The 26,109-nt window shown below is 58.7% G+C and carries 27 protein-coding genes and 1 tRNA gene; 11 read left to right on the top strand and 17 right to left on the bottom strand.

The genetic code is table 11. From position 1 onward, the window contains the following. Positions 1 to 56 precede the first annotated feature (56 nt). From UM93_RS01185 to UM93_RS01175, 3 genes are read right to left on the bottom strand one after another with little or no spacing between them, the layout of a single operon-like run. A complete protein-coding gene (locus UM93_RS01185; RefSeq protein ID WP_045073162.1) occupies positions 57 to 968 on the bottom strand; it encodes a DMT family transporter in 912 nt (303 codons plus the stop codon). Further along, positions 968 to 1,606: a CDP-alcohol phosphatidyltransferase family protein gene (locus UM93_RS01180; RefSeq protein ID WP_045073160.1), complete on the bottom strand. Its 639-nt coding sequence runs from the start codon at positions 1,604 to 1,606 to the stop codon at positions 968 to 970. The genes UM93_RS01185 and UM93_RS01180 overlap by 1 nt, the downstream gene beginning before the upstream one ends. A gap of 55 nt (positions 1,607 to 1,661) precedes the next feature. Next, entirely contained in the window at positions 1,662 to 2,435 is a 774-nt protein-coding gene (locus UM93_RS01175) for a phage holin family protein (RefSeq protein WP_045076674.1), read from the bottom strand. 132 nt (positions 2,436 to 2,567) lie between these two features. On the opposite strand from UM93_RS01175, the gene UM93_RS01170 reads away from it, so the two are divergent. From UM93_RS01170 to UM93_RS17605, 4 genes are all read left to right on the top strand, one after another. After that, complete coding sequence (locus UM93_RS01170) at positions 2,568 to 5,042, top strand: bifunctional lysylphosphatidylglycerol flippase/synthetase MprF (RefSeq protein ID WP_045073159.1); 2,475 nt, start codon at positions 2,568 to 2,570, stop codon at positions 5,040 to 5,042. 114 nt (positions 5,043 to 5,156) lie between these two features. After that, positions 5,157 to 5,648, top strand: a complete 492-nt coding sequence (locus UM93_RS01165) for a hypothetical protein (RefSeq protein WP_045073157.1) — start codon at positions 5,157 to 5,159, stop codon at positions 5,646 to 5,648. A gap of 82 nt (positions 5,649 to 5,730) precedes the next feature. Beyond that, positions 5,731 to 6,138 carry a hypothetical protein gene (locus tag UM93_RS17610; protein WP_045073156.1) on the top strand — a complete coding sequence of 136 codons (408 nt, stop codon included), beginning with the start codon at positions 5,731 to 5,733 and terminating at the stop codon, positions 6,136 to 6,138. Between the two features lie 12 nt (positions 6,139 to 6,150). Beyond that, entirely contained in the window at positions 6,151 to 6,558 is a 408-nt protein-coding gene (locus tag UM93_RS17605) for a DUF488 domain-containing protein (protein ID WP_045073154.1), read from the top strand. Positions 6,559 to 6,696: 138 nt separating this feature from the next. Here the strand turns inward: UM93_RS17605 and UM93_RS01150 are convergent, their stop codons facing one another. The 12 genes from UM93_RS01150 to UM93_RS01095 form a co-directional block, all read right to left on the bottom strand. Next, complete coding sequence (locus tag UM93_RS01150) at positions 6,697 to 7,572, bottom strand: trypsin-like serine peptidase (RefSeq protein ID WP_082056961.1); 876 nt, start codon at positions 7,570 to 7,572, stop codon at positions 6,697 to 6,699. A 196-nt stretch (positions 7,573 to 7,768) separates the two neighbouring features. Continuing rightward, positions 7,769 to 8,599, bottom strand: coding sequence for an alpha/beta fold hydrolase (locus UM93_RS01145; protein WP_045073153.1), 831 nt, complete (start codon positions 8,597 to 8,599; stop codon positions 7,769 to 7,771). Between the two features lie 106 nt (positions 8,600 to 8,705). Beyond that, a tRNA-Asn gene (locus UM93_RS01140) sits at positions 8,706 to 8,778 on the bottom strand. Positions 8,779 to 8,830: 52 nt separating this feature from the next. Further along, positions 8,831 to 10,729 carry a DNA primase gene (dnaG, locus tag UM93_RS01135; protein WP_045073152.1) on the bottom strand — a complete coding sequence of 633 codons (1,899 nt, stop codon included), beginning with the start codon at positions 10,727 to 10,729 and terminating at the stop codon, positions 8,831 to 8,833. 91 nt (positions 10,730 to 10,820) lie between these two features. Further along, the gene (locus UM93_RS01130) at positions 10,821 to 11,363 is read right to left on the bottom strand and encodes a hypothetical protein (RefSeq protein ID WP_045073151.1); all 543 of its coding nucleotides are present in this window, start codon (positions 11,361 to 11,363) and stop codon (positions 10,821 to 10,823) included. Positions 11,364 to 11,418: 55 nt separating this feature from the next. Then, positions 11,419 to 12,684 (bottom strand): deoxyguanosinetriphosphate triphosphohydrolase, encoded by a 1,266-nt coding sequence (locus tag UM93_RS01125; RefSeq protein ID WP_045073150.1) that lies wholly within the window; start codon positions 12,682 to 12,684, stop codon positions 11,419 to 11,421. Beyond that, positions 12,668 to 13,849 carry a tRNA dihydrouridine synthase DusB gene (dusB, locus tag UM93_RS01120; RefSeq protein ID WP_045073149.1) on the bottom strand — a complete coding sequence of 394 codons (1,182 nt, stop codon included), beginning with the start codon at positions 13,847 to 13,849 and terminating at the stop codon, positions 12,668 to 12,670. The genes UM93_RS01125 and dusB overlap by 17 nt, the downstream gene beginning before the upstream one ends. Before the next feature lie 167 nt (positions 13,850 to 14,016). Next, complete coding sequence (locus UM93_RS01115; protein WP_045073148.1) at positions 14,017 to 14,625, bottom strand: response regulator transcription factor; 609 nt, start codon at positions 14,623 to 14,625, stop codon at positions 14,017 to 14,019. Positions 14,626 to 14,653: 28 nt separating this feature from the next. Next, positions 14,654 to 15,865 carry a sensor histidine kinase gene (locus UM93_RS01110; protein WP_045073147.1) on the bottom strand — a complete coding sequence of 404 codons (1,212 nt, stop codon included), beginning with the start codon at positions 15,863 to 15,865 and terminating at the stop codon, positions 14,654 to 14,656. 14 nt (positions 15,866 to 15,879) lie between these two features. Further along, positions 15,880 to 16,689 carry an ABC transporter permease gene (locus UM93_RS01105; protein WP_045073146.1) on the bottom strand — a complete coding sequence of 270 codons (810 nt, stop codon included), beginning with the start codon at positions 16,687 to 16,689 and terminating at the stop codon, positions 15,880 to 15,882. A 9-nt stretch (positions 16,690 to 16,698) separates the two neighbouring features. Further along, complete coding sequence (locus UM93_RS01100) at positions 16,699 to 17,649, bottom strand: ABC transporter ATP-binding protein (RefSeq protein ID WP_045073145.1); 951 nt, start codon at positions 17,647 to 17,649, stop codon at positions 16,699 to 16,701. An 11-nt stretch (positions 17,650 to 17,660) separates the two neighbouring features. Then, complete coding sequence (locus tag UM93_RS01095; RefSeq protein ID WP_045073144.1) at positions 17,661 to 18,161, bottom strand: hypothetical protein; 501 nt, start codon at positions 18,159 to 18,161, stop codon at positions 17,661 to 17,663. A 165-nt stretch (positions 18,162 to 18,326) separates the two neighbouring features. Here UM93_RS01095 and UM93_RS01090 point away from each other — a divergent pair, with 165 nt between their 5' ends. After that, entirely contained in the window at positions 18,327 to 18,920 is a 594-nt protein-coding gene (locus UM93_RS01090) for a GNAT family N-acetyltransferase (protein ID WP_052663490.1), read from the top strand. Here the strand turns inward: UM93_RS01090 and UM93_RS01085 are convergent. Beyond that, positions 18,894 to 20,156, bottom strand: a complete 1,263-nt coding sequence (locus tag UM93_RS01085) for a YibE/F family protein (protein ID WP_082056960.1) — start codon at positions 20,154 to 20,156, stop codon at positions 18,894 to 18,896. The genes UM93_RS01090 and UM93_RS01085 overlap by 27 nt on opposite strands. Positions 20,157 to 20,288: 132 nt before the next feature. On the opposite strand from UM93_RS01085, the gene UM93_RS01080 reads away from it, so the two are divergent. The 4 genes from UM93_RS01080 (at position 20,289) to UM93_RS01065 (ending at position 23,875) form a co-directional block, all read left to right on the top strand. Beyond that, the gene (locus UM93_RS01080; protein ID WP_234399351.1) at positions 20,289 to 21,044 is read left to right on the top strand and encodes an alpha/beta hydrolase; all 756 of its coding nucleotides are present in this window, start codon (positions 20,289 to 20,291) and stop codon (positions 21,042 to 21,044) included. A gap of 3 nt (positions 21,045 to 21,047) precedes the next feature. Then, the gene (locus UM93_RS01075; RefSeq protein WP_045073141.1) at positions 21,048 to 21,872 is read left to right on the top strand and encodes a DUF1295 domain-containing protein; all 825 of its coding nucleotides are present in this window, start codon (positions 21,048 to 21,050) and stop codon (positions 21,870 to 21,872) included. Next, positions 21,872 to 22,681 (top strand): lysophospholipid acyltransferase family protein, encoded by an 810-nt coding sequence (locus UM93_RS01070; RefSeq protein WP_045073140.1) that lies wholly within the window; start codon positions 21,872 to 21,874, stop codon positions 22,679 to 22,681. The genes UM93_RS01075 and UM93_RS01070 overlap by 1 nt, the downstream gene beginning before the upstream one ends. 273 nt (positions 22,682 to 22,954) lie before the next feature. Continuing rightward, positions 22,955 to 23,875 (top strand): cutinase family protein, encoded by a 921-nt coding sequence (locus UM93_RS01065; protein WP_052663485.1) that lies wholly within the window; start codon positions 22,955 to 22,957, stop codon positions 23,873 to 23,875. Between the two features lie 106 nt (positions 23,876 to 23,981). On the opposite strand, the gene UM93_RS01060 is transcribed toward UM93_RS01065, so the two are convergent. Beyond that, a complete protein-coding gene (locus UM93_RS01060) occupies positions 23,982 to 24,569 on the bottom strand; it encodes a M15 family metallopeptidase (protein ID WP_082057227.1) in 588 nt (195 codons plus the stop codon). A gap of 135 nt (positions 24,570 to 24,704) precedes the next feature. On the opposite strand from UM93_RS01060, the gene UM93_RS01055 reads away from it, so the two are divergent. Together UM93_RS01055 and UM93_RS17600 are read left to right on the top strand one after the other, a co-directional pair. After that, on the top strand, positions 24,705 to 25,376 hold the full coding sequence (locus UM93_RS01055) for an NADPH-dependent F420 reductase (RefSeq protein WP_267884349.1): 672 nt from the start codon (positions 24,705 to 24,707) through the stop codon (positions 25,374 to 25,376). A 57-nt stretch (positions 25,377 to 25,433) separates the two neighbouring features. After that, positions 25,434 to 26,081: a hypothetical protein gene (locus tag UM93_RS17600; protein ID WP_157874065.1), complete on the top strand. Its 648-nt coding sequence runs from the start codon at positions 25,434 to 25,436 to the stop codon at positions 26,079 to 26,081. Positions 26,082 to 26,109: the final 28 nt, after the last annotated feature.

The following is a 26,109-nucleotide window of genomic DNA, read 5'->3' as shown; positions in this document are numbered from 1 at the left end:
CTCGAACTCACCTATCACTCCTGAAATCACTGCCCCGCGGGCCGCTAGATTGGGCGCTACTTGCGCTGCGCCCGTTTGGCCGCATCTCTGGCATCTCGCTTCCGCTTCACCACATCGGGATGATGGCGCGAAAGCACAATGACTCCAACGATAGCAAGCAATGCCGCCACAACCATGGCAATTGCGATCACTGCGGGCACATTGGGCTGCAGTTCCTTCAGAATGGCGATGCCGATCGCGATGCCGACAATCGGGTCGATCACCGTCAGGCCAGCGATCACCAAATCGGGCGGGCCAGAGGAGTAAGCACTCTGCACGAACCAGGAACCGAGGCCGCCAGCCACCGCAATGGCAATGATGGAATACCACTGCACATTGAGCAGAAACAGGCCATTGGGATCGAAAAGCTGCTTGGAAATGATCCGGGTCAGCACCGCAACGAAACCGAAAAGCACTCCGGCGCCGATGATGTAGAAGAAAGCCTTGAGACGGCGTCGCCAGAGCAACACCGAACCGCCGAAAATCCCCACCACAATGATCAAGAGCAGCACGATGGTGAGCTCTTCCTCCACCGTGACGTGGGTGTTCTCCCGCACCACATTGACGGCAAGCAAGACAAAGGAAGCACTTCCGGTGACGCAGATAGTGATCGCCACCACGGTGGCACGATTGATCCGCAGGCCTTGGTCCTTGGAGTTCACGATCGTGGTGATCACCAGAGCAATAGCACCAATTGGTTGGATCACCGTCAGCGAGCCAAGACTGAGCGCCACCACGTTGAGCACCATGCCAGCACCGAGCAGCAGCAGCCCGAACACCCAGCGTGGGTTACCCAGCAACCGCATGAAGCCGTTACCGCCCAAAGCCAAGCCGCCGGTATTCGCTTTCACCGCACTGCCCTGGCGCTGTGCGCCAAAAGCTAGGAAGAACGCACCCGCTATCGCACAGGCTACCGCGAGCCACACCATTAGGCGTTACGCTCCGGGGAGTCGTGCTGCGCCGGCCGATGCAGTTCGTGGTGCTTGCGCACAATGGCCCAGAAATAGTTGTAGGCAGCGATCAGGTGCCCGACGATGCCGAGTGTGAGAGCGACCCAGGAGATCACTGTCAGTGTATTGGGCTCGTTGCCAATCGCCTTGGCCAAAAGCAGCATCGGGGTACCGACCAAAAGCGCCGCAGTGCGCAGTTTGCCAATAATGCTGACCGGCAAATCCGGATGCCAGCGGAAGAAAATCAGCGAAACAGTGAACAGCACGGCGTCTGGAATGATGATCACCGCGAGCAACCACCACGGCGCCACCTCAGCGAGCACCAGGGTAATCGCCACCGTAATAAGCGCTATCCGGTCTGCCACCGGATCTAAGATGCGTCCCAACTTCGAGGTTTGATTGAAGCGCCGGGCAATGTACCCATCAACCCAATCGGTGCTGCCCATGATTGCCAGCACTAAAACCCCCCAGCCGTACTCTTGCCGGGCGAGCACCAGCCAGACAAAGAGCGGTACGCCCAGAAACCGGATCACTGTGAGGATATTCGGTACCGTGACGATGCGGTCATGATCCACGATTGGCTCACCGGGGCGAGATCCAGCGCCGATCAACCTCATACCCCGCCCCTCCATTCCCGAATGATTAGTGTCAACCGCTTTACTCAGCTGAGTTTTACTTCTTGAACAACCTTCTCAGCAGAACGAAGAAAGTAGTGGCTGACACGGCGGCAACGCTCCAGGGAAGCCAATTTTGTCGAACTTTATTCACCGCTGAATCCGGATCATCGAGCAATTGCTGCGCCTGCTTTTTGACGTCCATCCGCTGCAAAAGGTCCTCCCGGAGCCCCAGCAGATGCTGTCGACGAACACTGAGACGCTCACGCAGCTCGGCATCGGTGGGTACCGGATCGGCGGCCGCCGCTTTTGCTTCGCGTTCCGCCTTAGCCTCTTCGGCCTTAGCTAGCTTCTCTGCCTTCAGAGCCTCTTTCTCTTCCTTGCTGAGCTCGGGTTTGACGAGTGTCTGCGGATCAAAGTTATTGCCCTCGCGCAGAATGCCAAGATCGTGTTTGAGTCCACGAATGGCTTCCTCTGGCAGCAGGGGAAGTGCCTTCTTGAAGCTGCGTAGCCCAAGCAGCGCCGCAATCGCGATCAGGATCAAGAAAAAGGCCGCCACGATCAAAGCAGCTAGCCAGGCTGGCATCACCGTAGCCAAACCCATGATGGCCGCCACCACCAAGGCAATCACCAGCAGGCTAACGATCAACAACGCGGCACCGAAGAGCGCCGCAGCAACCCCGACCTTGACGCCCTTGGCTTTGAGTTCCTGCTTCGCCAGCGAAATTTCATCGTTGATCTGCCGAGGCGCCAGGCGAATAATCATTCGAGCATTGCCCAGCAGAGAATCGTCGGTGGGCCGACCGGGAGATTGCGTTCGGGGACTGCTCATTGCTACTGCCTCCATGGCTGTGATGTTCCTGTAGAACTAGGCCTACCCCACAAAATTACCATTTGGTAGGCCTACATCCATTTCTCAGCTTCGACTACCAGTTTTCGGCCGCCCAGGCTCTAGCATTGAGTCGTGACTATTCCGACTCGCTCCTCAAGGAGTCAGCGCTGGTTAAGCCCTCGTACCCTGGCTCTGCCGTTGGCGTATTTACTCGTCTTTTGGTTACTCGGAATTTTCACCGGCTCGGTAGCTGACGGCCCGTCAGATGCCACCTTCACCGCCTTCGCCCTAGACTTCAGCACCGCGAGCGGACAGCCCTGGACGCTCATCACCTCGAGCTTTTTTGCCACTGGCTGGGCGGACTATCTGGTCAGCAGTCTGTTGCTGCTGATCGGGCTTGGCTTCGCCTGCCGCTTCGCTGGCGTCTGGCGTACCGCCTTAGCTTTCTTCCTCGGTGCGGTGGTGAGCTCCTTCGTGCTCAATCTGCTGCTCGACTGGGGAGTCAATAACGACGCTGAATGGCTGGGCTACCTAGGCGGCAGCTATCAGGTGGGTTGCTATGCGGGCTTGTGCGCCGCTGTCGGGATGACCACCGCGCAGCTGGAGATGCTTTGGCGTCGCAGGATCCGGCTTTTATTGCTCGCGGTAAGCATCATGTTCATGCTGTATCTCGGCGTCGGCCAAAGCATTCTGGCTTTCTTCGGCGCGCTGCTCGGGATTGCGCTCGGCCCATTATTGTCCCGGCGCAAAACGGACTTCCATCTCCGCCACTCCAGCACCCGTGAAACTCGAGTTCTGTTAGCCACTATCGTCGCGGTTTTCGCGATCGGCCCGCTGATTGCCCAGCTCACAGCGAGTTTCTCGGCCGGCCCGCTGTCCTTGATCAATCAGTTCACCCTGCAGGCAGGTCTCGACGCTGAGGCGGTCAAGGAGGCCTGCAATAACCAGGCAGCCTGCGAAAACCTGCAGTCTATAGTTGGCGCGAGTAGCCCAGGGGCCGTCCTGCTGACCCTGATTCCGGTGTTGCTCTCGTTGGTCTGCGCCGAAGGTCTGCGCCGAGGCCGCCGTCTCTCCTTCTGGATCACCATTGCGGTGCAGGGGTATTTGGCAGCACTCTGCCTCCTAGTCAGCGTGGTCTACCTCCTCGACCCGGGTAGTGACAGCACCTCGGAGGTCCTCAGCGTGCTAGCTGTCTACCTCGCCCCCATGGTGCTCGCCCCGCTGCTGGTGATCCTGGCATTGATTCTCAACCGGCACGCTTTTCAGGTGTCATCTACTAAGCAAAGCGTCCGCCAACTCGCGAAAACAAGCTTGATCCTCTCGGTGACGCTGGTTGTGGTGTACTCAGTGGCCTGGTTCGCCGAGGACAATCTCGATAATGACGTGCCAACTAGTTTGTTGGCACAGCTGCCGCACCTGCTGATCCCATTCCCCGGCCCTTTCGATAGTAATCTCCCGCAGGGGCTGATCTGCACCCTGCTGTACACCTTCGGGGCCGCAGCGATCTGGTTGGTGCTGCTTTACTTGCTGATCAGGGATTACTGGCGATTCAGTGGTCAGAACACCGACCAGGCGGCAGACCGGGAAAAGGCGGCGCAACTCATTCGACGAGGCGGCGATTCCCTGTCCCATATGGCGTTATGGGACAACAACCACTATTGGTTCAGCCCAGACGGTCAAGCCGGCATTGGTTATCAAGTGCACCACGGCGTGGCGCTCACCGTGGCAGGACCGTTCGGTGATCCACGCTGGCAAGCCGCTGCCGCTCAGGGATTCGTAGCCCACAGCATAGAACTCGGTTTGGTGCCCTGTTTTTACTCAGCCCCTGCCACCCTGGGCCCGGGTATTGCGGAACTGGGATTCCGGCCGCTCGAAGTAGCCGAAGAAACCAGGCTGCAGGTGACCTCACAGAACTTCCGGGGCAAGGAATGGCAGAACGTACGCACCGCTATCAATAAAGCTCGCAAGCTGGAGATCAAGGAACTGTGGGGCAGCTATGCTTCCTTCAGCCCCGGCGTCCGCGCCCAGATTGCCCAGCTCAGCGAGGAGTGGGTCGCCGAGAAAGCCTTGCCTCAGCTGGGCTTTACCCTTGGCGGACTGGACGAATTGAAAGATGATTCGGTGCTCTGCTGTGTCGCGTTGGACGACGCCGGCACCGTGCTCGCGGTCACCAGTTGGTTACCGGTCTATCAAGATGGTCAGATCAATTCCTGGACCCTAGACTTCATGCGCCGTCACCCGGATTCCTTCAACGGAGTGATGGAATTCATGATCGCTTCCGCAGTGAAGTACTTTCAGCAGCAGGTCAGCGAAATTTCGCTCTCCGGCACCCCTCTTGCGGGCTCCTTCAATCAGGATGGTGAACGTGCTGAGGACGCCATGACTAGACTCTTGGCGTTTCTCGCGGTCACCTTGGAACCGTTCTATGGTTTCCGCTCGTTAGCCGCTTTCAAGGCTCGTTTCCAGCCCACGCATCGCACCATGTATATGTACTACCAAGACCCTTTGGCGCTGCCCTCCATCGCGCTGGCGGTTACCGAGGCTTACCTGCCCGGGCAATCCGCACGGCAACGCACTCAGATGCTCAGGCAACTCCTCGCTAATTGACCTCATACCTGAGTCTGAGGGCTAAGCCCGCAGGATCATGCCGCGCGCTGAGGCGCTCAGCTCAACCAATCGGCAGAGTGGAACTAAGACTTCCACTCATCCGAAAGGTCCATCATGTTGCAGGCAGCTAGCAGCTCCGATTCACTCGGAAAGATTGCTCATCTCGGTGGCTTAGCTGGCGTCGGCTTAGTAGCCACAATCGGAATAGCGATCGCTTTAGTTACGGTGATTTTGATCGGTATGGTCGGTGTGCTGGCGCAGTATCAAACCGGACGGTTGCGAGGACGTTCAGCCATCTGCTGGGGCTTGCTGGTGATTGCGTTGCCGGTTCTCGGCACCCTGCTCTGGTCACTGACTACCGGCGGTCGAGGACGCCAATTCAAGGCCCCCCGGGCGGCTGAGGTGATTGAGAGGGTAGAGACAGTCGAGTCACGTCTCGCGGACCGGGCCAGCAATAAAACTTCTGCTCTGTCCTCGGCTACTCAGTCCCTGGCCGCTCAGTCCTTGGTTACGCCGTCCCTGGCTAAGCCAGCGCTGCCTACTCCGATGTCAGACACTGCCCGGCATTCAGGTTTGTCACGAGCGACTCTGGTTACCGGACGCTAAAAGCTCTGCACCCGTAGCGCCGGCCCCATATCCTGGCCCTGGCACTCTGGCCCTGGCACTCTGGCAGAGATAAAATTTTGCTGTGTCCACCTCTCGGTTCGAGGGTTCGTCACCCGCAGCCTGGCTTCGGGTGGATAACGCTCTGCTGCCGCTCTGGTGGCAGCGGCTATGCGAACAGTCCAATCCGGTCTCTGCGAGCAGTTTTGCCGCCGGACTATTCGCCGAAGATCGACGACGCCCCATCGCGCAGTGGCACAATCCGGCCCTGGATGCGGCGCTACTGGTTGCTCCGGAAACCGCACCCGAGTGGCCATTACAGCGCTTTGGCATTTTCTACGCCCCGCCAGGGCAAGGGGTCCTGCGGGTGCATAGCGCCGTCCACGGCTGGCAACCTCGAAATCCAAGCGAGCCAGGTGATCAAGAACTGGCCTTTCGGGAGGCAATTATTGAGGCTGAGAGGTTTCTTCAGCTGGAAATGGACTTCGTCTGAGATGCTGGAGCGATGGACGTCAAGCTGAAGAGAGTCTACGAAGCTGCTGAACCCGCCGACGGTTATCGCATCCTGGTGGATCGGCTCTGGCCGCGCGGGCTGAGCAAGGAACGCGCCGCGCTCGATCTCTGGCTCAAGGAAGTGTCGCCGTCACCGGAGCTGCGGAAGCGCTGGCATCAGGGAAACGAGCCCTGGCAGCATTATGCAGATGAGTACCGGGAGGAGCTGAAGACTAACCCGGCGGTACAAACCCTGCTCGGGTTGCTGGCCGAGCACAGCGGCGTCAGCTTGCTCTACGGAGCCGCCGATCCCGAGCATAATCACGCTCGGGTGCTACTGAGTCATTTAGAGGCACTAGGCGATTTAGAGGCACTGGGCGATCTGGAGGCATTGGGTCATCCGGGTGGGCTGGCGAACTGATCGTGCAGGGCGATGTTCGGAGCGTCCGCTAGGCAAACTCGTCAAACACACACTGGTAGGGCCCAAGGAGGGGCCGCTGTTGCCTCCTAGCCGCTAGGCCAGAAAGCAACAACAGCCCCTCGTCCTTGCAGGCCTTAGTTATTTCCGGAGCTTAGCCAGCGTGTTGAACAGTTCAGCAGTGATCCTGGTGGCTCCGTTACCTGAGCCGCCATTGCCCCAGACGTGAATGCCGTTGGACACGTCATTATTGGTGGTGGTGACGGCAGAACCACTCTGACCGCCTGCGGTATCAGTCTGGTAGTAGAAGTTACGACCAGTAGCCGAGTTAATCGTGTCGGTGTGCTGCCACATCGTCCCGCTGGGCTTGTCCCCCGGGTACCCAATGATGTGCGCAGTCTTCCCGCTCAGTGAACTCGGTGCTGCCGCTTGGATGCCGTACCAGCCGAGCTGAGAGCCAACCGGCTTATTGAGCTGAATGACTCCCCAGTCTCCGCCGTCAGCGTCCACCCCGCGACTATCTACCCAGACCTCGGTTGCGGTGAACGTGCCGTAGGGGTCAGTGGCACCATTGCGCGCGGGAGTGAAGGTGATATTCGTAGAGTCGCCACCATTCAAGCAGTGCCCTGCGGTCACCACAGTGCTCGCTGAGATCAGCCAACCCGTGCAGATGTAGGAGCTGCCGCCTTCTTTAAAGGTGATCTGACCGGTGCGACGGTAGGGGCTGGCAGTGGTGTTGGTGACCTTTGTCCGGCCATCCGGACCAATCACCGACTCAGCGACCGGCAGCGTCCCCGTTGAGGCTGCCGTGACGTTGTAGCCGACGTCGCCGGTGATTCCCGCCTTAGTAATGGGGTGCGCCTTATCCGGCACACCGTTCACCACGGTGTAGCCAACCGGCTGAATCGGCAGGTTCTCTACCGGAGTTGCCGAGGCGGTTTGTCCGGAGAGCATAGCCCCGGCAAAAACGGCAAGTGTGGCACCGAGGGTGGCTGTTGAACGAGCTAATGTTTTCATTCTGACGTCCAATTTTCTGTTGGGCTGAACTAGCTTCGGTGCATGATATTAAAGTCAGCGAAACTGACAGCAACCTGAAAAACCCCTCACAGTTGGGTGCCAAGCTGCTCAGCTTGGCACGACTGGATGACATCGGAAGTGAAAGTGAGCCTTCTGCCAGCTCGCACACCGGCGGCTGGTTAGAATTTCTAACAATTCACGACGTTACGGTTTGTAACCATCCGGTCAGCTCCGAAGCGAGCTCAGCCGGGGCGTCAAGCTGGATGAGGTGCCCCGCCCCCTCCAGAATGGCCACCGAGGCATGGGGTATGGCCTCAGCTAGCTGCAGTGCGCGGTCCCGAGGTATCCAGGTATCTTCTGCTCCCCAGATGATATGGGTGGGTTCTGATATCTCTGCGTAGCGGCTTTGGATCTGATCGGTAAAACCCTCGTCAGCTTGTTGAATTTGACGATAGAAAGCTCGTTGACCTTGTTCGTCGCTCCAAGGGCTAGTGAGGAGGGCCAGCTCATCCTCACGCAAACCCCGGTAACTGGCGCCCTGAATATAGGATTCAAGCACTCCCTGATGAATAGCTGGTGGCAGTTGTTGGAGGACCTGTCCATGCTCTTTGACCAGGTTGAAAAAGGGAGACCCCCAAGGCGAGAGTGCGACAACGTCTACTAGGCAGAGCGAAGCGTATACCGCGCCGTGCAGCAGCCTCGCGCGGAGGGCGACGGCCCCACCGAAGTCATGCGCTATCAGATGAGGACGATCTACCTGCCATTGATCGAGCAAGAAAGCGAAAAGCTCTCCTTGAGTGCCCAGATCCACAGCGTGAGAGGCGTCCTTGGACGATTCGCCGTACCCAGGCATATCCCATAAGTACACGGTGAATCGCCGAGAGAGTGCCTGAGCTATTGGCCGCCATAACGCTGAAGACCAGGGCGTGCCGTGCAGGAAGACCAGGTCCGGGCCTGAGCCGAAGACGTCCCATTTCACGGTCCGACCCTCCCAGGACGTCGCCCGAGTCAGCTGAAATTGTTTCATGACTCGATTCTGCCTTAAGCAGTAGCGTGCCGAGTGAACCAAAGGAGCGGAACGCCAACAAAAAGCCCGGTGTCACACCTTCGTGTGACACCGGGCTTTTTCTGGGCTCCTCCTACTGGACTTGAACCAGTAACCCTTCGATTAACAGTCGAATGCTCTGCCAATTGAGCTAAGGAGGAATGAAGCAGATATAACTCTAACAAAGGATTTCGATGCTGTGAAATCGAGCGTCTAGTCGGCCCGAAGTACGCGTCTCTGCACTTCTAAATCCATCAGCTCACGCTGCAAAAGCTGATATTTTTCCGGGTCGGTAGCTGGGTCCATCCGTTGCAGGGCACCGAGCTTCTCGGCCTTTTGCCTGGTCAGTTGCATTTCGAAGAGGCTGCGGACAATCGAGGTGCAATAGTTTCGCAAGCTCTCAGCTGAACTGGCGGGCAATGCCACCACGGTGAGTTCGGAGAGCAACGGCACTAGGGGCTCGGGTGTTTCCTCGGTGACTTTGTGAAACCAGCTCGCCGCTGACAGGCCCACGGGCGTACCCGCCGCCCTGATTGCCTCGTGAACCGCTCGATAAGCCGGCACCACGAAACTAACCTCGGCTAGCCGGAGCCAGTCCGCATCACTCAGCGACTCCGGCTGCTGCAGAATCACTTCGAGAGCCTGACGCTCCATTCGTGCCGCCGGATCGTGAGGGTCAGGGCGGCTATAACCAATTTGCTGATTCGCGGGCCCCGACTCGATGGCTTTCCCGGCGCCTTCGGCCGGTGCATCGGCCTGCTGGCGAGCTGCTCGGTCATGATTCTTGGCCGCGGCGTTGACCGACCTGAGCACCTCGTTCGGGTCGGCGATGCCAAGCCAGCCCGCGACCAGCTGACTGTATCCAACCTTCGTCGAGTTGTCCCTAATGTCTGCCAAGATCGGGGCGGCGGCGCGCAGACCACGCACCCTGCCCTCAACACTGCTCAGATCGAATTTGTTCAACTCGGTCCGCACCGCGAATTCGAAGAGCGGCTTCTTCAAGGAAATCAGATTCCGCACCGCCTCGGAGCCCCCCGACTGTCTCAGATCGCAAGGGTCCATCCCATTGGGTTCCACTGCGACATAGGTCTGTGAGAGGAAACGCTGGTCTAGGTCAAAGGCCTTGAGCGCCGCGTTCTGACCGGCAGCATCACCGTCGAAGGTGAAGATCACGCTGCCGCTGCCGTCGTCGGAAAGCAGTCTGCGCACCACCTTGACATGATCCGCGCCGAAGGCGGTGCCACAGGTCGCGACCGCGGTGCCCACGCCTGAGAGATGGCAGGCCATCACATCGGTATAGCCCTCCACCACCACTAATTGCTTATCTTTAGCGATCGTCTTCTTGGCAAGATCGATGCCGTAGAGTACTTGGGATTTCTTGTAGAGCGCGGTCTCCGGAGTGTTCAGATACTTCGGCCCCTGATCTTCCTCAAACAACTTCCGCGCGCCAAAACCAATCGTCTCCCCCGCGATATCTCTGATCGGCCAGATCAGTCTGCCGCGGAAACGGTCGAACAGCCGATTTCCCGAGCTACCGGTGGAAAACATGCCGGTGAGCCGCAGTTCTTCCTCGGTGAAACCCCGGCCGCGCAGGTGCTTCAACAGGGAGTCCCAGCCCTGCGGCGCGAAGCCAATGCCGAAATGCTCGGCGTCGGCCGGGCCAAAACCACGGCCGCTCAAAAACTGCCGACCGGCGGCGGCAGCCGGGCTGAGTAATTGTTCCCTAAAGAATTCGGCGGCTACTTTATGTGCGTCAAGCAGCCTCTGACGCCGACCTATCTCCTCGCGGCGCGGCCCGGAGCCACCGTCCTCATAATGCAGTTCAAAACCAATGCGAGCCGCCAGTTTCTCCACTGCCTCGGTGAAGCTGAGGTGATCCACTTTTTGGATGAAGGAGATCACATCGCCACCCTCTCCGCAGCCGAAGCAGTGATATTGCCCTACCTGCGGTCGGACATTGAAGGACGGGCTGCGTTCATCGTGGAACGGGCAGAGCCCCTTCCACGAACCAATACCCGCGCTTTTCAGGGTGACGTAGCCTTCAACCACTTCTTTGATATCGGTGCGGGCGCGGAGCTCCTCGATATCTTCGCGTTTGATCAGTCCGGCCACCCGAATAGTCTATGACAGCAGGCCGACAGCGTCGCTGGCTTTCGCTTTCAGCCTGCTCCGACGCCTCTGCGCTGCCTTTCCTTGGCTGGGCTTATTTCGCCACGTTGAGCACGATAATGATCGCCACCAGTACGGCGATCAGTGCCACCCCGACCCCGACGCCGGCAAAAATTAGCCCGAGCTTGGTGCTCTTGTCCATCTTCTTAGACCAACCGGAGGGCACCATCACCTCATCAACGAACTTTGACATCTCCCGGGTATCGAGGGTGTAGCCGTCGTAAAGCCCGCCTTTTTCCTGCACACCGGCAACTTTGGCGCTACTGATTTCCACCATGGTGCCCTTGCTCACCGTGCTGCTGAGCTCGAAATGTGGCACAAACCCAATCGGGCTGGCTCCCGCCCGCCAACTGACTTCCTTGAGCACCTGTTCCTTGGTGTAGCTCTGCGATGCCTCGTCGAGGAGCAGGTTAATGCTGTACTCCTTATCGAGTTTATTTTCGTAAAAAAGGGTGAGCCAATGCATATCCGCAACGTTGAGATGCACGCGTAAGCCGCCGTCAATCAAGGACACCGTGTAGGGGGTACCTTGCGCGCGGGCCAGCAATTGTTGGTAGATCTGCTCTGCTGTCGTCATAGCAACAGTCTATGCAAACAGAAATTTCCGCCGATTAACTCGGCCCAGTTCAGGGCTATTTGCCGAGCTCTCGATGCCAGGCGAGCGCCGAAACGTCGGTGAGCGAGGCGACTTGATCGATCACCACGCGAAGCCTTCCGGCATCATCAGTGGCGGCTCGCCAGTCCGCAGCGAACATGGTTTCCAGATGCCGATCGCCACTCGCCACTAAGGCCGCGACCAGCTCATGCAGAATTTCTTGCTGCCGCTGGTAGATCGGCTGACGACGGTCGGTGGTCATCACGAAGGTGGTGGCTAGGCCTTTCATCACAGCAATTTCCACCACTGTTTCCGGTGGCACCACAACATCCGCAGCGAACCTGGTCAGCGGCTGGTCGCCGTAGATCGCTCGAGTGGTGTCCAGGGCACTTTGGCAGAACCGTCCGATCAACTGGCTGGTCATATTCTTCAACGCCGCCATGGCGGCCCTTGAACCATCTGCCTGGGCGACCCAGACCGGTGTGGCTTCTAATCGGGACAGCGCGGCATCGATCTCGGCCGGGTCGGTGTGCGGCAAATACCACTGTTGGGTGTAACCGATCACCCGGTCACGGTTATCTTGCTGGGCAAGGTCTGCAAGCTGGAAGTTTCCGGCCACAATGGCGTCCTCGACATCGTGGACCGAGTAAGAGATGTCATCGGCAAGGTCCATCACCTGGGCCTCGATGCAGCTGTGGCCTTCCGGAGCGCCTTCGCGTAACCAACTGAAAATCGGTTCATCGTCGGTGTAGACCCCAAACTTGCTGGTGCGATGCCCGTGGATTAACGGGGCATCGGCCGCCAGCCAGGGGTACTTGCATGCGGCGTCGAGGCTCGCTCGGCTCAGGTTCAAGCCCGCCGGGGTACCATCGGCGGCGAGCACTTTGGGCTCCAACCGGGTCAGCAACCGAAGGGTCTGTGCATTACCTTCGAAACCGCCAATCGAGTGCGTCAGGTCATTCAGTGCGCTTTCGCCGTTGTGGCCGAAGGGCGGATGACCGAGATCGTGGGAAAGGCAGGCCGCATCGACCACATCGGGATCGCAGCCGAGCACTCGGCCCAGTTCTCGGCCGACCTGGGCGACTTCAAGTGAATGGGTCAGCCGGGTACGGACGAAGTCATCGGTGTCCGGGGCGACCACCTGAGTTTTGGCGCCGAGCCGGCGCAACGCCGAGGAATGCAGCACCCGGGCGCGGTCGCGTTCGAAAGGGCTGCGATAAGAGTTCTTCGCTGGCTCCGCTACCCAGCGCTCGGCATCGGCGGCCCGATAGCCCTCCCCCGGGCGCTCAGCCACCAGAGACATCCAGTTCTGCGGCGGCAATTCCGGCCCGCTGATCCTCGTTCAGATCCTTGCTGTTCAACCAGCCCTCCGGCAGCGCGGTGCGCTTCGGAGTGCCAGCTCGGCCGCGCGGACCTTCGGCATCGACGCCTGGATAAGGTGAGGCCATATCCAGTTGGTCGAGCAAGCCTCGCAGCACCTCCAAGGTCGGCACCGAAGCCAGCTTGGCTCGCAACTCTCCGCCCACCACGTAGCCCTTGAAATACCAGGCCATATGCTTGCGGATATCCCGTAGCGCCTTGTCTTCCTCGCCAAAAGTCTCAATCAGCAACTGGGCGTGCCGGTAAACGGTGTCTGCGACTTCTTTGAGGCCTGGCCGGAAACGCTGAGCATCCCCGTCGAAAGCGGCCATCAGATCACCAAAGAGCCACGGCCTACCCTGGCAGCCACGACCTATCACCACGCCGTCGACGCCGGTCTCCCGGACCATTCGGATCGCGTCCTCGGCACTCCAGATATCACCGTTGCCGAGCACCGGAATGTCCGGCAGTGCCTCCCGCAGCCGGGCTATCGCCGACCAATCGGCGACCCCCGAGTAGAACTGACTCGCCGTCCGGCCATGCAGCGCGACCGCGGCAACACCGGAATCCCGAGCGATTTTGCCAGCCTCCAGATAGGTCAAGTGATCCTCGTCAATGCCCTTGCGCATTTTGACGGTGAGCGGCAGCCCGCCACGCGAAGCTTCGCGAACCGCTGTCTGCACGATCGAGGTGAAGAGTTCGGTTTTCCAGGGCAGTGCGGCCCCACCGCCGCGCCGAGTCACTTTAGCCACCGGGCAGCCAAAATTCAGGTCAATGTGATCGGCACGGTTTTCTTCGACCAGCATCCGGACGGCGCGGCCCACGGTGAGCGGGTCGACCCCGTAAAGCTGTACGGAGCGCACCTTTTCGTCATCATCGTGGGAGATGATCCGTAGACTCTCCGGAGTGCGCTCCACCAGGGCCCGCGAGGTCACCATTTCGGCGACATAGAGGCCGCCGCCGTATTCACGGCAGAGTCGCCGGAAGGCGGTATTGGTGATGCCCGCCATTGGGGCCAGCACCACTGGGGTATCAATGGTGATATTGCCCAGCTGGAGCGGCGGCAGTTCCAGCCGGTCCGTCGGCGCGGGGATATCAGTAACAGTCACGGTTATATTCTCTCAAAGTTCTGTCAAACCCCGAAAATTCGGGCGAATCCCCTCGTCGAGTGTGCAGATCTACACCCTATGAGGCTCCGATAACGTGTAGATCTGCACACTCGACAGCATCCGACCGCTCCCCAGGACGACGAGTTCTTGGTTTGAGGAGCTTGAAACTAGAGCAACCAGCCATTTTCTTCGGCATTGTGCACTGCCTCGGCTCGGGTCCTTGCCGAGGTCTTACCCATCGCGCTAGAGAGGTAGTTTCGCACCGTGCCTTCGGAAAGGAAGGTAGCCCGAGCGATATCGGCGACAGTGCCACCCTGGCTAGCGGCGCGCAGCACCTCGGTTTCCCGTTCGGTCAGCGGACTTTCCCCGCTGGTCAAGGTCTCCGCCGCTAAGGTGGGATCGACTACTCGCAGCCCAGAATGCACGCGACGCACCGCATCGGCGAGCTGTTTTGCTGGCGTGTCCTTGACCACGAAACCGTTCGCTCCGGCTTGCATGGCTCGACGCAGATAACCTGGCCGACCGAAAGTAGTCACCATCAGAACCTTGCACTCAGGGAGCGCGCGACGCAGCGCGGCGGCAGCGGCAATACCGTCCAGGCCGGGCATTTCAACGTCGAGCAAAGCGACCTCGGCGGCAGCTTCAAGAGCAGCTGGCACCACTTCATCGCCTCGACCTACTTCGGCCACCACTTGAATATCGCGCTCTAAGCTCAAGAGCGCAGCCAAGGCACCTCGCACCAACGCCTGGTCGTCAGCAATCAATAGGCGAATCATCTGCCCAATCTATCCAATCTCGGCCGCTTCACAACTCGACCCGGAGCCGGAAACCGCCGTGCTCACCCAGTCCGGAGCGACCAATCGAAAGTGACGCCTGCTGAGCCTCAACGCGTTCTCGCAGCCCATTCAGACCATTAGCGGTCGACGGCGCATCATGCTGTAGTAACCCCACCCCGTCGTCGTCGATCTGGATGAAACCAGCCCCCATTGTCACCTTGGCGTGGCTCGCGGAGGAATGCCTGACAATATTCGTCACGCCCTCGCGCAGCGCCCAGCCGAAGAGCTCACGGTACTTAGCCGGTACCTCATCAGCCGCCCCCGGCAGCTCCGCTTCAATACCTGCCGCGTTCAGCGCTGATCTGGCGTTGGCCAACTCAGAAAGCACGTTGACGCCACGGTAACCACTGACCGTGGCTCGCACATCGGCGAGCGCACCCCGAGCCAGGTCTTCCACCTCCTGGATCTCAACCGCTGCGCGCTCGGGAGCGTCCTCCAGCAGCCGCCCCGCCAGTTCAGCCTTGACCGCGATCACGGTGAGCGAGTGACCCAGGATATCGTGCATGTCCCGGGCCACCCGGTTACGTTCTTCCTGAACCGCAACATCCGCCAACTCGCGTTGAGTAGCACGCAAGGTCCTGACCGCTTCTATCTGACGGGAAAAAGCAACCATCATTAGTCCAACTGAGCCAGCCACCGCGGCCATTGAGAAAGCATCTTCGAAAGACGCCCCCATCACCATTTGGACCAGGATGATCAGCAAGAACATGCCGGCCATAATGCCGAGTGCGGTGCGCCGCCGATACTGCTGCATGGCGGCGCACACCGTGATGAAGGTGGCGAACCAACCACCCGAGCGGCCAACGAAAAACAGCGACAGCCCGCCGAGCACAATCAGGAATCCCAGCACGCTCAGCTTGAAGGCTTCGCTGCGCCCCCAGCTGAGCGGCGGAATGAACATGAAACTCAGCAACATCACCACGGTGACAGCAATATAGCTAGTGATGGCCCCGGCCGAGCCTTGGTGACTGAGCAGGTTCGGTAGCGTGTTGAAACTCCAGATCAGCACCGCGAAGAATGCCCCGGTGTACCAGCGCCGGGCACCTCTGGCGGTCAGTAGCTCACGCCAATTCAGCGCCCGGCCGCCACCCTGAGGTATCCAGCTCAGTCTGCTGTCTAACTGTTCAGGGAGCTGCTCGGGGAGCTGCTCGGCTGCGGTTGAGTTCTGCTGGCCTGGCATACGGTTACTGTACGTCAGACCCGGCGAGTATCTCGGCGGAAAGCTAGCGCGGCTCCGGCGGCGAAAATAACCAACCACAGGGCGACGTTGGCCAAGGCCAACCAGTTGAAGTCCGCCCCAGTGAGCGGAGAACGGGCAATTTCGCCGATACCGTAGGTTGGCGTCCAGACTCCGACGTTCTTCATCCAGCCATCCAGCGGGAAGAACAAACCGCCAAACAGGGCCAGGAAGGCGATCGCCGGACCCATGAATTGCATCACGTTCTCACTCGGTACCAAGTAGCCGACCAGCAGACCCAGTGCGGTGAAAACCAGGGAACCGAGCAGCGCTGCGAGCGCACCAATCACCCAGATACCCACGTCCATCCGCACGCCAATGGCATAGCCGGCAATGTAAACAGCCGCAATAGCAATTGCGCCCAGCACCAGTGCGCCGACGATTTTCACCGCGATATTGGCGGCCGGGCTGAGCGGGGTGAGCCGCAGTTGCCGGCTCCAGCCCATCGACCGCTCAATCGCGACCGCGCCGCCAGCTGAAGTGGCGGTAATCATGCAACCGTAGACCGCCATCGAGAGCATGATGTAGGCGGAGACAGACTGTCCACCGGCACTGATCGGATGGCTCGGATCCAAGGGCGTGTCCTTGACCTGTAATCCAATAATCAAAAACATTGCCACCGGCAGCACCATCGCGAAAATAACGTTTCTGCGATTGCGTAGCCGGCGTTTCATTTCAATACCGAGCAGAGTGAGGTTGAAACCGCCGAAGGGCGGCACATGACGTTCGGTGGAAATACTTGAAGGAATACTATTCACGGTGGTCACAATGGTTCCTTAGTTGGTCTTGACTGAGTCGGCATCAGACTCGTCGGCGGTGAGCGCCAAGAAGGCGTCTTCTAGATTGTGTGAAGTGATCTCGAGGTCTTTGGCATCGGTGTTATTCAACAGATAACGTGCGACAGCGTCGGAGTCCTTAGCGTGAGCAGTGACAATACCGGCACGCAGCTCAACTCCGTCAACCCCGGGCAGCGCGGCCAGCACGGTCTGATCCAGGTTGCTAACGCTGGCTCGCACCGTGCGGCCCGCAGCCAGCGCCTTGATTTCAGCACTGGTGCCGTCGGCAACGATCTTCCCTTTCCGCACCAGAATGATCCGATCCGCATAAGCGTCTGCCTCGTCGAGGTAGTGCGTGGCGAAGATGACGGTACGGCCACGTCGTGCATCGGTGTGGATCGCGTTCCAGAAGTCGCGGCGTCCCTCCACATCCATTCCGGTGGTCGGTTCATCGAGAATCAGCAGGCCGGGATCGGAGACCAGGGCCATCGCAAAGCGCAAGCGCTGTTGCTGACCACCGGAGCATTTGAAGACCATCCGGTCGCCGATGTCCTTAATACCCGCGCGCTCCAAACATTCATCCACCGGACGGGACTCGGCGAAAAGCGAGGCGGTGAGTTCCACCGTTTCGCGCACCGTGAGGTCCTTCAATAACCCACCGGTCTGCATCACAGCAGAGACCTGACCGTGTGCGATGGCCTGACGCGGGCTCTTGCCATACACCGTAATGCTGCCCGCTTCCGGCTTGGAGAGACCAAGCAGCATGTCGATGGTACTGGTCTTACCAGCGCCATTCGGCCCCAGGAAGGCGACGATTTCGCCAGGCTTGATCCGCAGGTCAATGCCGTCCACCGCCTTGACCTTGCCATAAGACTTCTGCAGCCCTTCGGCGTCAACCGCGTAGAGACTTTGAGTCGGGGTTTCTTTGGTATTTCCTAGTAGTTGACTCATCAGGGGTCCTTTCAGCGAACCGGGCTTGCGGCGGGGATACGGGCGAGAGTGGCGAAACGCTGGGCGGCCAGCGCGACGGCCAGGTAAAGCATGATTCCGGTAGTGCCGAGAGCTTCGGCACCGGCGGTCTGACCGTTCGGCGAGAGTGCGACGCCAATCCAGTCAATGCCGAGATGCACTGCGATGCCCAGTACCCAGAGCACAATGGTGAGCCAGTTGCCCTGTCGCATCAGGGTGCCGTCGTCAGCGCGCCAGAGATGCACTAACCGACCTCGTAACCAACCGAAGGCGGCGCCGCTGAGCAGCCCGATTACGAGCGCTGCGTAGCCAATCGCCGAGATCTCTACTTTGGCGGTGAGCTGAGCAATTTGCAGCAGCCCCAGCACACCCAACACCAACATCAGGGTGTACGGGCTCCGTTCCTTGATTGGTTTGGCTTGGAGCTGCCGGTAAAGCACCCAACAAAGCACCAGCACCGCTAGCAGGATGTTCACTACGAGTTGCGCAGACATTTTCTGACTACTTCCTTCATGGTTTCTTGATGGTTTAGGCAACCTGCAGCTGCCTTCTAGAAAATCTTCCGGCCAACACCGAATTTTCGGCGCAGACGGCTGTCATCAACTCCGGGTGACAAATGTCATCACGAGGCTGTCGGAGGCATACGAGATACTGAAAGCATGCAAACTGAGCGTCTCCTTTTATCACCCCTCGGCCTTGCCGATCTCAACGAAACTCACCGGGTTTACGCCGATCCGGAGACCTGGCTTCACTTGCCTTCGGGACGGCACACCGAGTTAGCCCAAACTGAGCAGATGGTGCGGCGCGCCGAACAGGATTGGAGCGAGCAGGGTGCCGGCGCATGGGCGGTACGACTACGACACGGCGTGAACGATCTGGCCGAGGGCGCGTTCATCGGAACTGGCGGCATTAACGTCACAGTTGGCGGGGCATGGAATCTCGGTTACCGATTGACTCCGGCTAGCTGGGGAAAAGGACTTGCGACCGAGCTTGCGCTGGCGGCGATGGCCTTCGCCGCTGAGCTTTCGGCACAGACTCCGGTAACCGGCAGGGTGTTGGAGAACAACCCGGCATCATTCGTGGTGTTGGAGAAAGCGGGGCTGAAACTACGCTGGCAATACGCTGAGACAGCCTCGGACCACGGCAGCCAGCGAAGCGACGATCCGCATTCCACCATTGCCTTGCCGCGGCGAATTTACGCAGACCGCGAGATCGACGCTGATCTGCTAAACCAACTCATCGCTCTGGGCTGAGCGAACTAGGCGGCTCTTCCGGCCTGCTCCGCTCGCTTTCACCACTAATACCGCGACCGCGGTGGTGACCGGAATGGCCAGCACCAGCCCGATGGAGCCCACCAAGGTGCGCACAATTTCTTCCGCCAATTCAGCGCTGGTAAGCGCGTCGAAAATCGGTAGTCGATACAGCGAGACCAGGATCAGCACCGGTAGCGCGCTACCGGCATAGGCAAAGGCGATCGTGTAGACGGTGGAGGCAATGTGGTCGCGGCCGATTCGCATCGCTGAAGAGAATAGCTGGCGCGCACTGGATTCGGGGGCCAGTTCGTAAAGTTCCCAGACCGCCGAGGATTGGGTGATGGTGACGTCATTGAGCACCCCGAGGCCTGCGATGATCAAGCCACAGGTGATCACCCCGGAGAGCGAGAGCTGCCCCGCCACGGCCTGCAGTTGATATGCATTGTGGTCGCTAGTGCCGGTCAAATGAGTGAAACCGGTGGCCCAGGCGGCGAGGCCTGCCGTCATGGCGAGGCCGAAAAGGGTACCGATTAGTGCTGTCGAGGTCCGTGATGACAGACCGTGGGAGAAGTACAGCACGCCGAACATGATCACGGTGGAGCCGACCACCGCGAGCAGCAGGGCGGGCTTGCCCTCAACCAAGCCGGGGAGGATGAAAAAGGCCAAGACCAGATAGGCGGCAATCAGTCCCAGCAAAGCTCGCAGTCCCCGCCAACGGGCTACCGCTATCACCACCGCCGCGTAGATCAGGGCGAGCAAAACCATCGGCACCCCGCGCACGAAGTCCATGAAAACGTAGGCTGGCCCGTTTTGATTCTGGCCTAGTTTCGATAGGTTGACGTAGCGGATGGTGTCCCCGGCATTGACGCCGGGAGATTTGGCGATCTCAGGACTGATCAGCACCGGGACTGGGCTACCGCCGGCGTCCGGCTGGGTATAGGCCACTAGGCAGCTGGTGCCGGGGGTGTTGTTGCCCGGGCAGTTTTCCTGAGCGGTGCGTTGCACCTTGCCGGTGTCAATGCTGGCCCCGGGGGCTGCTGCATAAGGGCTGTTCAATTGCACATCTGCCGCCTTGCCACTTGGCCACAGCACGATCATCAGGATTAGCGCAGCCAGGCCGATCGGTACCAGAAAGATACCCAGCAGAACGGCTGAACGACGTTTCGCCTTCTTAGCCATCCGTGGCCTCGCGTGCTCCGAACTACCAGTGTTCAAATGCGAGTGTCCGTGTGTCATACCTTCACCTCCTTGCGAAGCCTACCTGAGAACCGGTCTCAAGTTGGCGGAACGTGTCAGCGGTTTGGGCCGTTAGGCTAGGAGACAAGGACTCGCCCCTCGCGGATGGTGTCATTATTCGAAAGAGGCAGTGTGTTCAAGCGCAAGATCAACGAAGCTGACGAATTGCCCAAGGGCTCCCTGGCGCATGCCCCAGTATTAACCATACGACCCGCTTCGGTAGCCGCCCGAGCCGTTGTTCTGGTCCTGCACGGCGGTCGAGCTAATTCTTACGAGCCAGTGCGGGCCAGGCACCTGAGCCCGTCTCGGATGATCCCTTTCGCCCGGTTGCTGCATCGCTGGGGAGCGCCTTATGGACTCGCCGTTTGGTCACTGCGAAATCGAGTACGGGGCTGGAACGGCGAGGAACGCTCCCCTGTTCAGGACGCGCGCTGGGCGCTAGAGAAAATTCACCGGGAGCACCCTGGCCTACCCATATACCTGATAGGGCATTCGATGGGGGGCTCGGTAGCTCTCGCGGTGGCCGATGATCCTTCGGTTCAGGCTGTGGTTTCGCTGGCTCCGTGGACTGATCCGAACAGTGATACCGAATCGGTACGGGGCCGAAAAGTACTGATCCTACATGGCGATCAGGATCGTTGGACCAGCGCTCCGTACTCCCAGCTCTACGCTGAGCGGGCGGCCCCCGCCGCCCGTGAATTGTTCTATGTAAAACTGCGCGGCGCCGGTCATTTCATGTTCAGTAAGGTGCCGATCTGGCACAAACTGAGCGCCTCGTTCATTCTGCGTGATTTTGCCAGGCGTTTTGAACTTTCTTTAGCTTCCAAAATCACCGAAGCCGCTGATCGGCTCTACCAATCGCCCTCCCGACTCCCGATAGAGAGGTAGCAAATGTTCAATGTATCGCTCGATTTCTCTGGCAGCGCTTTCACACTCAACCTGCTCTGGTCAGCGCTTGGAGTGATCGCTGTGCTCGCTGTTACCTTCCTGGTCGCACTGCTCCAGAAGCGGCACAGTGTCATCGATACCGCGTGGGGAGTGGGCTTTGTGGTGGTCGCTGCGCTGAGCTTCATTGCATCTTCCAGCACTACAGCCGACAACGGGCGCAGGCTTTTGCTGTTGTTCGCCGTCGCGCTCTGGGGGCTGAGGTTAGCCGGCTTTATTGGTTGGCGAGCTCGTGATGGCAAAGAGGATCCGCGGTACCAGGAGATGCTCAGTAAGGCACCCGGAAATCCAAATGTCTACGCACTTCGACGGGTCTATCTTCCGCAGGGCATCGTGCTGTTCTTCGTTTCACTCACCGTCCAGATCGGTATGTTCGCTACCGGGACGCTCGGCGTTATCGCCTGGATCGGCGCAGCCATCTGGCTGCTCGGCCTAGTCTTCGAAACAATTGGCGATTGGCAGCTCGCCCGTTTTAAAGCGGATCCGGCACGCCGTGGCACGGTGCTAAACACCGGACTCTGGCGGTACACCCGGCACCCTAACTATTTCGGGGACGCCGCAGTCTGGTTGGGCATCTTCTTGATTGTCGCGGACTCCTGGCCGGGCATTCTGAGCGTGCTCTCCCCTGCCCTAATGATTTGGGCATTGGCTGGCAAAACCGGAAAGCCGCTGACCGAGGCCCGGATGAGTCAACGCCCGGGGTACCGTGAATACGTTGAACAAACTAGTGGCTTCTTTCCGCTTCCACCGCGCAAACCCAAGGAGTCCTAATGGCCTGGCGCCCGGCACCGAATAACACCTTCTATCGCTTCATTGTCGGCACCGGGCTCTTTCTCCGCTGGCTCCTGCAACTCGATGTACGTATCAACGGTAGCGAGCACCTGCCCACCCCAGACCCCATTGTGGGCAAAGCCAGGAAGCCAGTTCCCGGCAAGGGCGCGGTCATTGCCATCACGCATTTTGGCTACCTGGACTTCGCAGTCGCCTCCCTGGTGATGTGGAAACACGGCAAGGTGCAAATGCGCTATCTCATCCACAAGGGGGCCGCCGAGCACTGGCTTGCCGGACCGGCGATTTCCGCAGCCGGGCACGTAGTGGTCGACCGAACAGCGGGTGCCGACGCCTACCAGCAGGCGGTGCAAAAACTTCGCGAAGGTGAATACATCGCGATCTTGCCAGAGGCCGGAGTCAGCAGGTCATTTACCGTACGAGAGTGCAAAACCGGTGCGGCTCGGATGGCCGCTGAGGCAGGCGTCCCGATAGTTCCGATCTCCATCTGGGGAGCTCATAGATTGATGACTCGGGGACATCGTTTCAATTTCTTACGGAGCTGGAAAGCTCCAATCCAGGTGCAGATTGGCGAGCAGCTACGCTTTTCCAGCACCGATGACGCCGTCACCAGCACCGAAACTTTGCGCAGCGCCTTACAACAGGGCATCGATCAGGCCAGTGCCAGCTTCCCGCTGCAAGCCGAAGCGGGTGCCTGGTGGGTTCCAGCTGCGCAGGGCGGCGGCGCAATGACCCTTGAAGAACAGCGTAGCGCCGATCAACAGGATCGAATCCGGCGCGGCCAGAACTAGGTTCCCTGGGCCAACCCCCTAACACCCCTCGGTGAACGATGGGCAAACCCTTTTCAATTTTTGGTGCTTATTTACGAAATCTAGATTTAACTTGTCAATCATTTTCAAACGTCGTAGGCTCGTGATTGCTTAGGCGACGCACAGCAGATTGCTACTGGGGGCAAAGCAAGTGCCCGCCAAAGCCGTTATCCGCACTCAACCAGCACCTTTGAGCGGCTCACAAGGCCAATCAGCAGTCCGAGAGAAAACTCATCAGACAGTAAAGGTGACACAATGATTCGCAAGAAATGGCTCCAACGGCTCGCTGCACTTCCGGTGATCGGCGTTGCCGCCGCTGGCATCGCGGTAGCAACCCCCGTCGCCGCCCAGGCGGCTTGCGCCGGAACCGGCATTTTCGCAGTGGGTGGCTACGGTGATCCCACCGGCGCGAACGCTTATGGCAACTTCGCCAATGGCGCCCGCCAGCAGGGTTACCACGTTGAACTGATCAACTATTCCGCAAATGTTCCGCCGATTATTGTGCAGCCTGCGCTTGATCAGTCTGTGGCCGAAGGCGAAACCAAACTCAAGAATGCTGTCAATGGTTTCCACGCAGCGTGCCCCGGCTCTCATATCCTGATCTCCGGCTATTCAGAAGGCGCTTTGGTGGCCGGCAATGTGATCGCCGACTATGCCGATCACCCCTCAATCCCCTACAACCAGATTGACGGCGTGCTTTACGGGGATCCGCGGCGCTGGCCCGCTGACGGCGTCGGCGGCATTATGGGCAACTTCCCCAACGTGATTCCGGGCATGCACATGACCGGCTACCGCGGTTTCGGCAATAAAATCGCTGTGCATGAGATCTGCAAGCAAAACGACGGCATCTGCCACTCCGAGAACATGATTACCAACGCGATCGGTTTCGCCAATGGCGTCCAAGGATACCTAACGATAGACCATCGTTACGACATCAATCCGCTGCGAGATCGCGGCAACGGCGACACGGTGATCAAGCAGGCGCCACAAATTCCTTATGGCCCGGCCCTACCGTTGCCGATCGGCACCCCGTACGAGATCCAGAAGGCCAACCCTTGGTTGATTCCGGGGTATATGAATATCGTCATCCCGAGTCTGACCAACGCCCTGGGCACAACCCAGAGCAGCCAGCTGAGCCAGGATCCATGGTTTGGACCTTATCTGGCAAAATACTGAAGTCTCAGGCGAGGCTCAGTGGGCATTAGTCCGCCCATGAATCAAACGCAATAACACTGAAGGGCTGGGTTGCCGATCGGCAACCCAGCCCTTCGCGGCCAATGCTTTAGCCCTTGATTTTCTTCACCAATGCTGGCAGCTTCGGGCTGCTCGGACCGACATTGATCTCAAAATGCATTTCGTCCTTGCGCCCGTTGTAATCCCCACCCCAGCGCACCACACCATCGCAGTAACTGATGATCTTGTGGATGGCGGCAACCTGGGCCTTCGTAAAGGTCCCTTCCTTGCCGAGCGGATGATCGGGAGCGTTGCAATCAATCGCGGTGCCGCTCGAGTGGTTCGAGTACTGGGTGCTGCCACTGATCTTGCGGTAGCTGAAGCCCCAGCACCAGCCATCATGTAATGGCTCAACATGAGCGTTGAACTGCTGAGCTACATAGGTCAGCACGACGGCCACATTGCCTTTCAACACCCCGGGCGGGAAATCTGCCTTACCGACTTTGATCGCGGTCAGCGGTAGTTTCTCGCTTGCCGGCCAGCCATTCTGCGAGGTAGCCGCAAGCGCCGGAACTGCCCCGCCCAGCAGCGCACCGCCGGCCACCACGGCAGCCGAAGCACCGCGGATCAGGGTACGACGACTCAGTGAAGGTTTAGTATCTTCAGCGGCGGTTGTTGGAATATGTTCTGAACACATGGTGAAAATTCTTTCGTCGATGGTTTTCATAGTCACCTCACCCCCGGGTCAATACTTCATAGCCTGATCCAGGCTGTCAAGGAAACAGCAAAAGCTGAAAATTTGCTGAAAAATTTCCTTGACGTGGAATATATTTTGCGCAGTTCGGTTGACAAAAATATGACAACTTTAGGATTGATCGGTAGCGGAAACATTGGCAGTGCGCTGGCAAAACTTGCGGTGAACAACGGCTATCAAGTGGTGTTGAGTAACTCTCGCGGACCGGAGACTCTGCAAGACTTAGTAGCGTCTCTCGGCCCGAACGCCCGGGCTGCTACCCCGGCCGAGGCGGCCGCGGCCGGCGATATTGTGGTAGTCACGGTGCCACTGAAGGCCTACCGGCAGGTGCCGGTGGAACCGTTGGCCGGCAAAATCGTGATCGACACCAATAATTACTATCCGCAGCGGGATGGCCAGATTGCCGAACTGAACTCAGAGGAAACTACTGTCAGCGAATTATTGCAGCAGCATTTACCCAGCTCCTCGGTGGTAAAAGCCTTTAATAATATTGCCGCCGCGGATTTGATCACTGACGGGACCCTGGCAGGCACCGAGCACCGTCGAGCCTTGCCAATTGCGGGCGACGACGAGGCCGCTAAGAAGACCGTCACTGACCTTATTGATCTCTTTGGTTTTGACGTCATCGACGCCGGAGCGCTCAGCGAAGGCTGGCGTTTCCAACGCGATACCGCGGCCTACGTTTCGAGTTTTACCGTGCTAACTTTGCGGGTCGCATTAGCCGCAGCCAAACGTTATTCTGAGGACTAAACTTTATTACGCTTGGCCGCTAAGGGAAATAAAGAGGTTTGAGAACAAGCTGATAGAGTGAAACTCATGTTGAGATTTCTGCATAAGGCTCGTCCGGTTCTAATAGCGTTCGCTGTTGCTATCCTCTTAGCCGAAATCATCTTCCTCATATTGTTCTTTACGAAGCAAATATCATTCGGCACGTTTAGAATCAATCCCTTGCCGACGCTAATTTTGTTTTTTCTCGGGATGGCAGCGCTAAACGCTTGCAACTTCATTAGTAAAACCTCCTTCGTCGATGAAAGATCTCCATATCGGCTCTGGGAACGTGGCGCAGAATGCGTTGGCGTAGTTTCTATCCCAATGAGCGCAGCTGAGGTTCACTCGGCGATGAAAGAGGTCTTGCAGGAGAACGGCAAGCTTCGCATTCATGCTGAACATCCGGACTGGATTTGGGTTTCACTAAGCAAGACCGCTGACAGAGTCGGCTATTGGATGGGAGCTTATTTCAGCACCGACGCTGCCGGAACTACTCTGACTCTTGGGATTTGGACAAAGACCTTCCGAGGCTACGATTACGGCCGGAGCCGCCGGAGAATCACTCGCCTGCTTAATTCACTGACCAGCAAGATCGCCCCGGCAGAAATGATTCCGCTAACGTATCAGCCGTCGGCCCCCGTACCGGTTTCACATTTCGCCCAGCAGCCTACTGAGCAGAAAATTTGATGTCTAGCAGAAGCTAATTTTTTGTTTA

Source organism: Psychromicrobium lacuslunae, from assembly GCF_000950575.1.
In the GTDB taxonomy this organism is placed as follows: domain Bacteria; phylum Actinomycetota; class Actinomycetes; order Actinomycetales; family Micrococcaceae; genus Renibacterium; species Renibacterium lacuslunae.
This window is presented reverse-complemented; position numbering and strand designations above follow the sequence as displayed.

What these genes read in the sequence shown, in the direction of transcription:
- UM93_RS01185 (WP_045073162.1), bottom strand. Translation starts at nt 968, where the DNA reads ATGGTGTGGCTCGCGGTAGCCTGTGCGATAGCGGGTGCGTTCTTCCTA.
- UM93_RS01180 (WP_045073160.1), bottom strand. Translation starts at nt 1,606, where the DNA reads ATGAGGTTGATCGGCGCTGGATCTCGCCCCGGTGAGCCAATCGTGGAT.
- UM93_RS01175 (WP_045076674.1), bottom strand. Translation starts at nt 2,435, where the DNA reads ATGAGCAGTCCCCGAACGCAATCTCCCGGTCGGCCCACCGACGATTCT.
- UM93_RS01165 (WP_045073157.1), top strand. Translation starts at nt 5,157, where the DNA reads ATGTTGCAGGCAGCTAGCAGCTCCGATTCACTCGGAAAGATTGCTCAT.
- UM93_RS17605 (WP_045073154.1), top strand. Translation starts at nt 6,151, where the DNA reads ATGGACGTCAAGCTGAAGAGAGTCTACGAAGCTGCTGAACCCGCCGAC.
- UM93_RS01150 (WP_082056961.1), bottom strand. Translation starts at nt 7,572, where the DNA reads ATGAAAACATTAGCTCGTTCAACAGCCACCCTCGGTGCCACACTTGCC.
- UM93_RS01145 (WP_045073153.1), bottom strand. Translation starts at nt 8,599, where the DNA reads ATGAAACAATTTCAGCTGACTCGGGCGACGTCCTGGGAGGGTCGGACC.
- UM93_RS01130 (WP_045073151.1), bottom strand. Translation starts at nt 11,363, where the DNA reads ATGACGACAGCAGAGCAGATCTACCAACAATTGCTGGCCCGCGCGCAA.
- UM93_RS01125 (WP_045073150.1), bottom strand. Translation starts at nt 12,684, where the DNA reads ATGTCTCTGGTGGCTGAGCGCCCGGGGGAGGGCTATCGGGCCGCCGAT.
- UM93_RS01115 (WP_045073148.1), bottom strand. Translation starts at nt 14,625, where the DNA reads ATGATTCGCCTATTGATTGCTGACGACCAGGCGTTGGTGCGAGGTGCC.
- UM93_RS01110 (WP_045073147.1), bottom strand. Translation starts at nt 15,865, where the DNA reads ATGCCAGGCCAGCAGAACTCAACCGCAGCCGAGCAGCTCCCCGAGCAG.
- UM93_RS01100 (WP_045073145.1), bottom strand. Translation starts at nt 17,649, where the DNA reads ATGAGTCAACTACTAGGAAATACCAAAGAAACCCCGACTCAAAGTCTC.
- UM93_RS01095 (WP_045073144.1), bottom strand. Translation starts at nt 18,161, where the DNA reads ATGTCTGCGCAACTCGTAGTGAACATCCTGCTAGCGGTGCTGGTGCTT.
- UM93_RS01090 (WP_052663490.1), top strand. Translation starts at nt 18,327, where the DNA reads ATGCAAACTGAGCGTCTCCTTTTATCACCCCTCGGCCTTGCCGATCTC.
- UM93_RS01085 (WP_082056960.1), bottom strand. Translation starts at nt 20,156, where the DNA reads ATGACACACGGACACTCGCATTTGAACACTGGTAGTTCGGAGCACGCG.
- UM93_RS01075 (WP_045073141.1), top strand. Translation starts at nt 21,048, where the DNA reads ATGTTCAATGTATCGCTCGATTTCTCTGGCAGCGCTTTCACACTCAAC.
- UM93_RS01070 (WP_045073140.1), top strand. Translation starts at nt 21,872, where the DNA reads ATGGCCTGGCGCCCGGCACCGAATAACACCTTCTATCGCTTCATTGTC.
- UM93_RS01065 (WP_052663485.1), top strand. Translation starts at nt 22,955, where the DNA reads ATGATTCGCAAGAAATGGCTCCAACGGCTCGCTGCACTTCCGGTGATC.
- UM93_RS01060 (WP_082057227.1), bottom strand. Translation starts at nt 24,569, where the DNA reads ATGTGTTCAGAACATATTCCAACAACCGCCGCTGAAGATACTAAACCT.